General features: G+C 44.3%; 7 protein-coding genes. All 7 read left to right on the forward strand.

The window, feature by feature from the left end; genetic code table 11:
* Nucleotides 1-86 precede the first annotated feature (86 nt).
* The 7 genes from DW182_RS22495 (at nucleotide 87) to DW182_RS11585 (ending at nucleotide 13,177) form a co-directional block, all read left to right on the forward strand.
* Nucleotides 87-902: a hypothetical protein gene (locus DW182_RS22495; RefSeq protein WP_233564139.1), complete on the forward strand. Its 816-nt coding sequence runs from the start codon at nucleotides 87-89 to the stop codon at nucleotides 900-902.
* Between the two features lie 156 nt (nucleotides 903-1,058).
* Nucleotides 1,059-2,351 carry a glycoside hydrolase family 71/99-like protein gene (locus DW182_RS11560; protein ID WP_118295615.1) on the forward strand — a complete coding sequence of 431 codons (1,293 nt, stop codon included), beginning with the start codon at nucleotides 1,059-1,061 and terminating at the stop codon, nucleotides 2,349-2,351.
* A 3-nt stretch (nucleotides 2,352-2,354) separates the two neighbouring features.
* Nucleotides 2,355-3,752, forward strand: a complete 1,398-nt coding sequence (locus tag DW182_RS11565) for a sialate O-acetylesterase (RefSeq protein WP_118295616.1) — start codon at nucleotides 2,355-2,357, stop codon at nucleotides 3,750-3,752.
* A 12-nt stretch (nucleotides 3,753-3,764) separates the two neighbouring features.
* A complete protein-coding gene (locus DW182_RS11570) occupies nucleotides 3,765-7,421 on the forward strand; it encodes a heparinase II/III family protein (protein ID WP_118295617.1) in 3,657 nt (1,218 codons plus the stop codon).
* Nucleotides 7,422-7,453: 32 nt separating this feature from the next.
* Nucleotides 7,454-9,715, forward strand: a complete 2,262-nt coding sequence (locus DW182_RS11575; RefSeq protein WP_118295618.1) for a GH92 family glycosyl hydrolase — start codon at nucleotides 7,454-7,456, stop codon at nucleotides 9,713-9,715.
* A gap of 9 nt (nucleotides 9,716-9,724) precedes the next feature.
* Nucleotides 9,725-12,085 carry a glycoside hydrolase family 3 N-terminal domain-containing protein gene (locus DW182_RS11580; RefSeq protein ID WP_118295619.1) on the forward strand — a complete coding sequence of 787 codons (2,361 nt, stop codon included), beginning with the start codon at nucleotides 9,725-9,727 and terminating at the stop codon, nucleotides 12,083-12,085.
* 21 nt (nucleotides 12,086-12,106) lie between these two features.
* On the forward strand, nucleotides 12,107-13,177 hold the full coding sequence (locus DW182_RS11585; RefSeq protein ID WP_117707920.1) for an acyltransferase: 1,071 nt from the start codon (nucleotides 12,107-12,109) through the stop codon (nucleotides 13,175-13,177).
* The last annotated feature ends 36 nt before the right edge of the window (nucleotides 13,178-13,213 follow it).

Below are 13,213 nucleotides of genomic sequence, written 5' to 3' on the forward strand. Positions count from 1 at the left end.
GCTATCAGTATGAACGCATACCACCTTACGTCACGACTTTCAATCCGGGTTTAGACCCTCAGCTTCCTTTATACAAGGCGTTGCCTATGTTCAATGCTTTGAAAGCGGCATTGAAAGGAGAAGCATGGGCACCTTATAAAGAAGTGAAGCATCCGGTGAAACCTGAACCGCCTCAACCGGTGTATAGAGTTGCTTATCTGGTGGGTACACCTCAACCTGAATTAGCCGACTTTATAACAAAAGTAGGAATCAGCTTGACTGACAAGCCTCAAAAGGCCAATTTATGGATTATGGATGCCGAAACAGTCACTGCGGAAGACCTGCAAAAAGTTCAGGCTATTTTGAAGAAGTGGCAGAAGAAAGGGGGAATGTTACTTGCCCTTAGCTCCGGCAATGGACTGAGTGGGGCTTTTTGCGACTGGTTGCCGGAAGATGTGAAACTGACCGACCGCCGGGCTTCTGCTTTCGAAGTAAATAAGAACACATCCTGGGGAAGTCATTTTGAGCTCCCGGACTTGTATTTCAGTGAGATGGATGGTGACCGCTATATCCTGAAACATGGTTTAACGGGAAATCTGATAGAAAAAGGAGAAGTTATATTCAGTGCTTCACGTACCGACTGGAACTTGTTCAATAATGTGGCCGAGCATTGGAAATGTGCACAGGTTGTTTTATACGAAACCTTGAATAAACCGGAAGGAGTAGCTTTGGTTACTTATCCTTTGGGAAATGTGAATCTGGCTCTTTCAGTGATCGACTATCATTTATGGACAAAAGAGACAAGTACTTTCTGGAAGAACTTGTTTAGGGTAATGGCTATTGATGTGGATAGAACCAATCTTCAAAATCAAAATGTGAAGAGAAAGGAGCATGATTTGCTGATGGATGGTCCTACGGATTGATAAAAAGGCGATTAATGTTTCATTTTAATTGAAAATTAATTCTCAGGTAAGCGCAATATAGCTGAATGCTTAATCTGTGGATTTTACTTTTGCAGCAAAGATTATTAAGTGGAATAGGTAGCAAGTTTTTAATAACAGATATAAAGATAATACATTATGAGGAATAAGTTATTCGTTACATTGGGTATACTTGGTATAAGTCTGTTGGCTTATGCCGGTCCCAAACACTCTCAGGAAACTTCTTATCCAAGTTACAAAGGATTGATTATGGCAGGATACCAAGGTTGGTTTCGCGGCCCGCAGGATGGAACCAATCAAGGCTATGGTCATTATGGGACCGGAAAGCAATTTGACGAGAAACATTGCACTATTGATGCATGGCCTGATGTCAGTGAATATGAAAAGACCTATGAGACGTCTTTCAAGCATGCCGATGGAAGAAAGGCACGTGTATTCAGTTCAGCGGACAAGTCTACTGTCGACCTGCACTTCAAGTGGATGAAGGAGTATGGAGTGGATGGAGTATTCGTGCAACGTTTTTTTAGCTATACCCGCGGAGACCAGCAAAACTCGGTACCTAACCGTATTTTAGCGAATGCCTTGGAAGCTGCTTCAAAGTATGACCGTGCAATAGCTGTCATGTATGATTTGTCCGGGTTGAAAAAGTCAGGTGAAGATTGCTCCCTGATTATAGAAGACTGGAAAAGACTGGTAGACAATCAGAAGGTAACTAATCAGGCTGGAAAAAAGACTTATCTGCATCATAATGGAAAGCCAGTGGTGGCTATATGGGGAGTCGGTTTTCCCGACCGCCCTTATAATATCAGGAACATCGGTTTAGACCGTTTGATTGACTTCTTGCAGAATGATCCTGTTTATGGTGGTTGCACGGTGATGTTGGGTGTTCCTACTTTCTGGCGTAATCTGGAGGCTGATTGTATCAATGACCCCTATCTGCATACAGTGATTAAGAAAGCGGATATAGTTCTGCCATGGACTGTCCAGCGTTTTTCTCCTTTGTTGCATAACGACATGGACCGCTTCCGTGACTTGGTGATTGAAGATATCCGTTGGTGTAAGGAGAATGGCGTAGATTATGTTCCTGCCGTAACTCCCGGATTCAGTTGGCACAATCTTAGTAAACTGGAATTCCCGGATGACGTGAAGCCTGTTGGCAGTATTCCCCGTCAGGGAGGACGTTTTTATTGGCAGCAGCTTTCTACTGCAATGTTGGCGGGCGCCGAGATGATTTATGTGGCCATGTTTGATGAAGTGGATGAGGGAACCGCCATCTTTAAATGTACGGGAGACCATCCGGTTAGTGATGTGGCCAAGTTTATTGATATGGACGGACAGCCTTCCGACCATTATCTGTGGCTGACAGGCGAGGCTGCCCGCATGCTCAGGAAAGAGATTCCACTGACGTTTAAGATGCCTGTAAGAGAATAACTTATGAAACGATCCTGCTTTATAATAGTCCTGTTTGTATCTTTCCTGCTCTGGGCAGGTGGGGTACAGGCACGAATAACATTACCGTCCTTTTTCTCGGATGGGATGGTATTGCAGCAACAAAGTTCAGTTGCCATTTGGGGAAACAGTGACCGGAAACAGCAAAAGGTTACTATAAAGACTTCGTGGAATAACAAAAAATATACAGTAACGACTAATGAATCGGGTAGCTGGAAAGTAAAAGTGGAAACACCGGTATATGGTGGTCCCTACCATATTGAGATGAGTGACGGCGAGACGGTACGAATTAATGATGTATTGATTGGTGAGGTCTGGCTCTGTTCCGGTCAGTCTAATATGGATATGCGTGTAGGCGGTCGTTACAGTGATCCGGTGATGGGTTCGTTGGATGCGATTGTGACTTCAGGAAATCCCGGAATACGTATGTTTACAGTAGGAAGCAAAATGACCTCCGAACCGTTGACTGATTGTAAAGGTGAGTGGCAGGAAGCCTCATCGGAGACAGTTCCCGAGTTTTCGGCTGCGGGATACTTTTTTGCACGTAAACTAAATCAGGTGTTGGGTATTCCCGTGGGCATTATCCATGCCAGTTATGGAGGCTCACGGGTGGAAGCCTGGATGAGTAAAGAAGGTGTAGCGCCTTACAAAGACTTGCCGGATGTGCATAATGCTTCTATTCTCTATAATGGGATGTTGAGTCCTGTGGTTGGATATGGCATTCGGGGATGTTTATGGTATCAGGGGGAAGCAAATGTGGATGCACCTGATTTATATATGCAGTTGTTTCCCTCATTGGTGAGCGACTGGCGCAAACAATGGGGAATAGGGGAATTCCCCTTCTACTATGCCCAGATTGCTCCGTTCAATTATAATAAAGGAGAGGGGAAAGGCAAGAATTCGGCTTACCTGCGTGAAGCGCAAGTGAAATGCCTTCATCTTATTCCTTCTTCGGGTATGATTGTGCTGACGGATGTTGGCGATGACCGCACTATACACCCTATGGAGAAAGAAACGGTGGGCAATCGGTTTGCTTATCTGGCCTTGGGGCGTACTTATGGTAAGAAGGGCTTTCCGGTAACGGGGCCGTTGTATAAATCTATGCAGACGGAGGGTAACAAAATTATCTTGTCGTTTGATGAAATGGGTAAAGGATTGACTACTTATCGGCAACCCTTGAATGGCTTTGAAGTAGCCGGTGAGGATAGAGTATTTCATCCGGCCCATGCACGTTTTGGTAAAGATGCGCAAACGGTTATTGTCTCAAGCCCGGAGGTGGAACATCCTGTCGCGGTGCGTTATGCCTTTAAGGATTATGTAAAGGGTTGCCTTTATAATATGTCTGGTCTTCCGGCATCTTCATTCAGAACAGATAACTGGTAATAAGGAAATATCATGAAAAACAAAAACGATTTATTTAAAATAGCTTGTGCCGTTCTGTTCCTTTGGATAGGAGTAGCCGGGAAAAGCTGGGCACAAGAGACAAAGAAGAGTTATTGGAATCTGCGTACCCAACTGATGCCTTTACGCTTGCCGCCTCCGCCACCCGGCTATAAACCGGAGTATCTGGACCTGAATGGAGACGGGAAACCGGATGCTATTAAGTCTGTCACCCACAACGATATACCCATCTTGTGGCTGGATGATGACGGCAATATGAAAGAAGGGGACCTGGAAGGTGATATGGTGAATGATTGCCTGTTGATTGACCGCAACAAGGATGGCATTTATGGAGGTCAGGGCGACTTGATTATCGACTGGGTAGATACGGATGGAGACGGGAAAGCGGATATGCAGATTGTTGTAGAGTATCCGAAAGAACGTACGGGAGAGGTATGGCCCAACGGGCATTACATGATTATGCTCGATCTGGATCATGACAATGTCTTCAATTATATCAATTGGAATAATTTTACCCTTCAGTGCTGGGATCGCAGTGGCTTGTCCGATTTCTATGAGGATTACAGCGGCCGTACGGCTTTCATGAAGATACATACTTCCACGTATGATATGAAGGATTTGCGTTTGAACTGGGAGAACCCTTTCCTGTTCTATGATCCGGATGGAGACCATCTGACGGAAATGGCTATCCGTATGGTGGACTCGCCCAAGATTCATGATCCGAATGCACCTTCCAATAGTTATGTAAACCGCCAGTTGGAAGGACGGGTGGACTGGGTTTCATTGGCAGTTGATCTGGATAATGATAACACTACCGGAAATGAATTCGACTTTGATTTCACGATTGGTTTCCAGGGAGAAGGATTCGATTATATGGATCAGGTTCATCCTGTTAAAAATCTGCGTGGAATGCTGGAGGCCGATAAATTCTTTATGGACCCCCGTTATCGCCAGTTGACGGAGCTGATTTATCCCGACCATGACAGTGCACAGGAACTCATCTTCCAGCGTGGCAAATGGAATCGTATAAACTTTGTATATGATGAAGATGACGATTGCAGCCGTTGGGAACGTGTAGAGTTCTATGATCCTAAAGATCCGTTTAAAGTAGGATGGAATAAGGGTGGTATCGACAACAACAAACAGAGTGATGCCGCCGGTGACCGGGGTGAGTGGGATATGGATAACTCTGGAAATGCCCAGCTCTATATCAGCCGTTTCGACGGACGTCTACATCTTTATGGAGCGGAAACCGGTGTTTGGCGTATCGACCAGAATGCAGAATATTTTCAGGGATGGGATCGTATGTGGATGGACTTCCGCGACCCGAAGCGCTTTGCTACTGTACTTTATAGTGACCGTGACAACAATGGTTTTTTCGACCGTATAGAGTATGATCTGGATGGTGACATGCAGATGGAGACTGTGATAGATTTCAAGGAACTGGGTATTGACGACACCTGTGAGGTGATTGATATTTCAAAATTTACCTATAATGATTATGTAGCGTTAGGTAAACGGATGTCGGAGGGCATCTGGAAAAAGGCGGATCAGGCGGTGCAAGTGGCGCGTCAGTATGGAATAGAGCCCCTTTGGTATGCCAAATGGATGCAAGCCTCCACTACTCGCGAAAAGTATAACCGTGGCTATTGGTTGCAATTCTATTTATATAAGGATTTGGAGAACCTGTTTATCCGGCAGGGAGATGAGGCGAAACTTCGTTTGTTGAATCAGGCTTATTATTCCGGTGACTGGTCAATCTTGGCAAAGAAAAACGCAGAAGGTTTCTACTTCTTCTCGGAGGAAGATGTGGCGGCTATCCGTGCATCGGCCAAAACCCGTTGGGGAAAGAAGATTATAGCAGACCTGGAACAGAAGATAAAAGAAAGACGAAAACATCCTATGGAAGTGCCGAAAGAGGAAAGCGGACATTTCCACGACTACTTCTGTCCGGTACATAACTTACTGTTTACTTTCCGTTGGGATAAGCCTTTGGCACATTATTGTTCGGCTTGTGACAAAGAGTGGATAGGGAACAACCGTTACGACTGGGCATGGATTCATGAAGTGCACACACGGAACAAGGAGTATCTTTATCAGTGTATGTATCTTTATTTGGCGACGGACAAACAAGTCTATGCCGATTATATCCGCACTATGCTGCTGGATTATGCCAGCAAGTATGACGGTTGGTTTGAACATAATTCTGCCAGGGAGGCTACGGATAAGCACAGTGGAAAGGCTTTTGCACAGAGCTTGGATGAGTCGAGTTGGGCGACAAAAGTGGCTATGACTTATACAGCAATAAAACCTACTTTGTCCGCAGCAGACATCAAGGCGATAGAGAACGGTTATCTGAAACCTGCGGCAAAGCTGTTGCTTCATCGTCCGGCAGGTGCCAATTGGCAAATGTGGCACAATAGCGGTTTGGTCGCTTTGGGTGTTGCGTTGGAGAACGATTCCATAATTGATGTGGCAATCAATAAAAATATATATGGCTACCATTTCTTGATGAAGAAGCATAAAAACAGTGACGGCTGGATTAATGAAGGTTCTCCGCACTATCATTATTATCCGTTGGAAGCCCTGCTGTTCACGGCTAATGCGGTGAAGTGCCGCGGAATCAGGCTTTTCGACAGGGACTTGCACGACATGTTTGTGGAACCGGTGAAGGGTACTTATCCCGATTTGTCTTTTCCGGCACATAGCGACGGATGGTATGGCGCTAATTTGCTTTCTCAATCGGCATTGTACGAGATTGCTGATGCCCGTTATAATGACCCGTTGCTGAAACGGGTGTTGGAGCTGACCTATGCACAGAAGAAACGTCTTGATCCGGAGGCTCTGTTGAACAATCAGACTATAAATGCATCAGATGAAAAAATGATTCAGCAAAGTTACTCATTTGACGCATCAGGATTCTGTCTGTTGCGCAGTGATGCACGCACGGTAGTTCTGAAATTCGGTGGCGAAGGCATCGGGCATGGACATCCTGACAAGCTTTCCATCACAATTCATGATGGCAAGAATGAACTGGTTTCCGACTTTGGAACTTCCGGTTATGGAGTTCCTGATTATCTGAAATGGTATAAACGCAGTCTGTCGCATAATACGGTGACGGTGGATGCAAAAGATCAGAAGAGAAGTGTGGGCAAGCTGTTGAAATTCACATCCCGTCCTGACGGCGGATATGCCGAAGCTGAAACGGTTACTGCTTATCCGGGAGTTGATATGAAGCGTAGTCTGGATTTGAAAGGAACTCAGTTGCAAGATGTATATACTTGTACTTCCGATTCTTCTCATCTGTATGAGTATGTGATTCTTTTCAATGAAAAACCTGTTTTAGAGGGGCAGCCGATGGCGACAACACTCACGGGCAGTGAAGTGCATGAACGGATTCATAATACTTATTCTTATCCTTATCAACCGGGATTCACTTGTCGGACTCCGTCGGCTACTGTCCGCTTGAATGTCTCTGAAGGAGACGTGATGGAAGTGGTGCTGGGGGAAGCCTCGGGAATACCCGCAAACCCGACCGTAAAAGACGGACCGGGAGCGGGAGATGTAGCGGTAAAGCCTTGCTATCCGTTGATTATCCGTACAAAAGGTAAAACGATGAAAGTAGAGGCTGACTGGAATCTTATACACTAATAGAATCGTATAAAATATAAACTTATAATTTTATGAAGAACAAACTCTGCATGCTGTTACTGGCTACGGGGATCGGATTGTTTTCTTGTGCAGAAAAGGAACTTCCGAAAGAATATACCGATAGCGTAAATGTATTTATAGGAACCGGAGGACATGGACATACTTTTCCCGGTGCTACTTTGCCTCATGGAATGGTACAGTTAAGTCCGGATACCCGTCTCTTTGGCTGGGATGCCTGTTCCGGCTATTATTATGACGATACTTCCATCATGGGCTTCTCTCATACCCATCTTAGTGGAACGGGTATTGGAGATTATGGCGACATACTCTTTATGCCTGTAGTCGGAGAGAAACCTCTGATTGCTGGGACGGCAGAAAATCCGGACGAAGGCTATCGTTCTCGTTTCTCGCATGAACAAGAAAGTGCCCGTCCGGGATATTATCAAGTACTGTTGCAGGATGATTCTATCAATGTGGAACTGACCGCTACTTTGCGTGCAGGCCTGCATCGGTATACTTACCCTAAGGCAAGTGATGCCCGTCTGATTGTGGATATGGAACCTACCATTCATGGTCATCAACACCCTGTCACCCAGATTCGTGTGGTGAATGATTCTACCATAGCAGGAATGAAATATACTGTCGGTTGGGCTAAACGTCACTATGTATATTTCTATGCAGTGTTTTCCAGTCCGTTTGATTATAAATTGTATTCGGGAACTGAGTATCAATCGGATAGTACATCTGTAACAGTCAATACCGCTAAGGCAGTGATTCGTTTTAAAAATCTCCCTGTTGACGGACGCGTATTGGCAAAGGTAGGTATTTCAAGTGTGGATGAAGAGGGTGCCCGATTGAATGTAGAGGCTGAAATCCCCAATTGGAACTTTGAAGGTGTCATGAAAGAGGCAAATACTGTCTGGAATGAAGCCCTTGGAAAGATTGATATCGAAACTTCGGATAATGATAGCCGTACTGTATTTTACACTTCGCTGTATCATGCATTTATCCAGCCAAGTCTGGCATCCGATGTAGACGGACGTTACCGTACAATGGGACATGAGATTAAGCAGGATGCTTCTTATACAAATTATACGGTGTTCTCTCTTTGGGATACTTTCCGTGCAGCCCATCCTCTCTATACTATTGTTACACCGGAGCAGAATCAAGCTTTCATTCGTTCACTGCTTCGTAAGTATGATGAAGGTGGCATCTTGCCTAAATGGGAACTGGCTTCCAATGAAACCGGTACTATGATCGGTTACCATGCCGTTTCTGTCATAGCCGATGCTATGATGAAGAAACAATGCGATTTTGATGTAAAGAAGGCACTGGAAGCGTGCATACGTTCATCAGTATATGATACTACAGGTGTTACACCGATGATGGATCGCCAGATTCTGAATGGAAAGCTGATGCCTGTATCCATTAAATATAAGAATGAACTGGGATATATTCCTTGCGATAAGGTAGGTGGTTCTGTTTCACAAGGACTGGAATTTGCTTATAATGACTGGCTGATAGCCCAGATGATGAAAGAGCATAATCGTAAAGACCTTTATGATAAATATATGGAGCTTTCCAGGAACTATCGGAACTATTTTGATCCGGAAACTAAACTGATGCGGGGACGTCTGACTGATGGCAGTTGGATTACTCCTTTTGATCCGGCATCCGTGCAACGTCCCAGTAATTACGTAGAGGGAAATGCATGGCAATGGGCATGGTTTGTTCCGCAGGACGTAGAAGGACTGATGGAACTGGTTGGGGGACAGAAATCTTTTGAAGCACATTTGGATACGTTGTTTACTACGAGTTCCGAACTGACAGGGGATCCGAATGCTGCTGCTGATGTTACCGGGATGATTGGCCAGTATGCACATGGCAATGAACCAAGCCATCATATTCCATACCTTTATAATTATGCCGGTGCACCTCGCAAGACACAGGCTTTAGTAGATCATATTCTTCGTACACTCTACCATAATGATCCTAACGGGCTTTCCGGAAACGAGGATGTTGGACAAATGTCTGCTTGGTATGCATTGAGTGTTATGGGATTCTATTCGTTCTGTCCGGGCCGCCCGGTTTATGAGATTGGCCGTCCGATGTTTGATAAAGTGACTATTCATTTGAGTAATGGAAAAGATTTTATAATCCAAGCGAAGAATAATAGTGTGGAAAATAAGTATATTCGCTCCATGAAGTTGAATGGTGAGAAGTTGGCAGAACCGAGATTCTCCCATTTCGACTTGATGAAGGGAGGAGAACTAATATTTGAAATGGAAAATTAAAAAGATGCTATGAAAAGAAGAATCGCTTTATGTATTGCTGTATCGCTTTGTGCGGGTGTGTATGCGGGCAATAATCCCGGTATATATAAGAAAGGCTGGATTGATTTTAACAAGAACGGTGTGAAGGATATCTACGAAGATCCTTCGGCATCGATAGAGGCAAGAGTACAAGACTTGCTGTCGCAGATGACCTTGGAGGAGAAAACTTGCCAGATGGCTACCTTGTACGGATCCGGTCGTGTACTGAAAGATTCTCTTCCTACTGAGAAGTGGAAAGATGAAATCTGGAAGGACGGTATAGCCAATATAGATGAACAGGCCAATGGCTTGGGACGTTTCGGCTCTTCTTTATCATACCCTTATGTGAATAGTGTAGAAAATCGGCAGACCATTCAGCGATGGTTTGTGGAGCAGACCCGTCTGGGAATACCTGTCGATTTCACCAATGAAGGAATTCGCGGGCTTTGCCATGACCGGGCAACCATGTTCCCTGCCCAATGCGGACAGGGAGCTACTTGGAATAAGGAACTGATCAGTGAAATAGCTCGGGTCACCGCTGAAGAGGCAAAGGCATTAGGTTATACTAATATTTATTCTCCTATTTTGGATATTGCACAAGATCCGCGTTGGGGACGTGTAGTAGAATGTTATGGAGAAGATCCTTTTCTGGTGGGAGAGCTTGGAAAACGGATGATTAAAGGACTTCAGCAAGAAGGCCTGGTTGCCACTCCCAAACACTTTGCAGTATATAGTATCCCTGTCGGTGGGCGTGATGCCGGTACCCGTACCGATCCACACGTAGCACCGCGTGAGATGCGAACTCTTTATATCGAACCTTTCCGCAAGGCTTTCTGCGAAGCCGGAGCATTGGGAGTTATGAGTTCGTATAATGACTATGATGGTGAACCGATTACTGGTAGCTATCATTTCCTTACTGAAATACTTCGCCACGAATGGGGCTTCAAAGGTTATGTAGTGTCTGACAGTGAAGCGGTAGAATTTCTTTATTCCAAGCATCAGGTGGCTGCCGATGCTGTAGATGGAGCTGCTCAGGTAGTAAATGCGGGATTGAATGTGCGTACTAACTTTACTCTGCCCGAGAACTTCATTCGTCCGCTTCGGCAGGCTATCAGCGAGGGAAAGGTTTCCATGCAGACGATTGATAGCCGTGTAGCAGATGTGTTGCGGGTAAAGTTTGGGATGGGGTTGTTTGATAATCCTTATAAAGGAGATGCAAAATATCCTGAAAAGGTGGTGCATAGCAAGGAACATCAGGCAGTATCCATGAGAGCGGCTTTAGAATCTATCGTTTTATTGAAGAATGAGAATAATATCCTGCCACTCTCCAAAGATTTGAAAAAAGTAGCAGTGATTGGTCCCAATGCGAATGAAGTGCAGAATCTGATTTGCCGTTATGGTCCGGCTAATGCTCCGATAAAGACGGTATATCAGGGAATAAAAGAGTATTTGCCTGATGCTGAGGTTCGCTATGCAAAAGGAACAGACATTATTGATAAATATTTTCCGGAGAGTGAGCTTTACGAAGTACCATTGGATCAGGAAGAACAGGCTATGATGGATGAGGCTGTAGCCTTGGCAAAAGAATCAGACGTAGCCATCATGGTACTGGGAGGAAATGAGAAGACGGTGCGTGAGGAATATTCCCGTACCAATCTGGATTTGTGCGGACGACAGGAAAAACTGTTGCAAGCTGTATACGCAACGGGCAAACCTGTGATCTTGCTACTGGTAGACGGACGTGCCGCCACCATCAACTGGGCTGAACGTTATATTCCGGGTATTGTACATGCTTGGTTTCCGGGAGAATTTATGGGAGATGCTGTGGCACAAGTACTTTTCGGTGATTACAATCCGGGTGGAAAACTGGCGGTAACTTTTCCTCGTTCGGTAGGACAGATACCTTTTGCTTTTCCTTTTAAACCAGGTTCTGATTCAAAAGGTTTTGTACGTGTTACCGGTACACTTTATCCCTTCGGATATGGTTTGAGTTATACTACTTTTGCTTATAGTGATTTAAAGATAGAGAATCCGGTCATTGGTGTACAAGGTAGTGTGAAGCTGAGTTGTAAAGTGAAGAATACAGGAAAAGTTGCCGGAGATGAAGTCGTTCAACTTTATCTGCATGACGAAATGAGTTCTGTTACTACGTATGTAAAAGTACTGCGTGGCTTCGAACGTATCCATCTGGAACCGGGCGAAGAAAAAGTGATTGATTTCATACTCACCCCGCAAGAGATGGGATTGTGGAATAAGGATAATCACTTCGTAGTAGAGCCGGGTACGTTTGCTGTAATGGTGGGAAGCTCTTCACAAGATATTAGGTTGCAAGGGAAGTTTGAAGTGAAATAACTTTAGATTGAGATAGGTATTATGCAAGGTTACAAAAATGATCGTATCGTTTTTCTGGATTGGTTACGTGTTATCGCCTGCTTTATGGTGATGGTGGTGCATAGTTCGGAGTGCGTATATTCAAATGATTACTCTTTTTTCTTTCCATCTGAGCTGGGACGTTGGAGTGTATGTTTGATAAATGGTTTTGTACGTCCGGCTGTTCCTTTATTTCTTATAGCTTCGGCTTATCTTTTGATACCTTTGCGGACGGATACGAAAACATTTTTCCGTAAACGTTTCATGCGTGTGGTAATTCCTTTTGTGATATGGCTCTTAATATATGCCGTATTGCCGGGATTATGGGGTGAATTCAGCAATGAAGAGGTGAAGAATAATTTGTCCCACATCTTTATTAACTTTATTCCTCGTGCTTCTCATTTATGGTTTATATATATGCTGCTGGGCATTTATCTGATAATGCCTGTACTGTCTCCGTGGTTGGAACGTGTGAGCCGTCGTGAAGAAGAAGTCTTTTTGGGAATCTGGTTGTTTACTACATTATCTTGGCATGCTCATGAGATTTTCGGAGATGTTTTTGGGGAATGCTGGTGGAATCCATATCCTTTGTTTTATTACGTATCTGGTTATGTGGGATATGTAGTGATGGCTCATTACATCCGTAAATATTTGGACTGGTCTACTAAAAAGACGTTATATATAGCTATGCCTTGCTTCTTAGTCGGATATTTATTCTGTATAGGGTCATTCTATACACGTTCGTTTACAGTGGAAGAGGTAAAGCAGTTAGAGTTAAGTTGGCAGACCACATCCATTGCACCGGTCTTGATGAGTTTTGGTGCATTTATGCTAATACGGAAAATAACTTGTGCGAGAACCCGGATATACAAGGCAATCTGCGATGTTTCAGCTATGAGTTATGGTATGTACCTTATGCATATGCTGATTTTACCGTATGTATTTGGAATATGTAATCCTGTAATGTCTCCTCCATTGGCTATATTTGCTACGGCTATAATCACTTATGTCGTATGCTATATTATAGCTAAACTTATATCCTTGTTTAAGTTTGGTAAGTATATTGTTGGTTAGAGATGGTAAGATACGGCATTTAATGCTATAAAACAT

The organism is Bacteroides sp. AM16-24 (assembly GCF_003471885.1).
Taxonomy (GTDB): domain Bacteria; phylum Bacteroidota; class Bacteroidia; order Bacteroidales; family Bacteroidaceae; genus Bacteroides.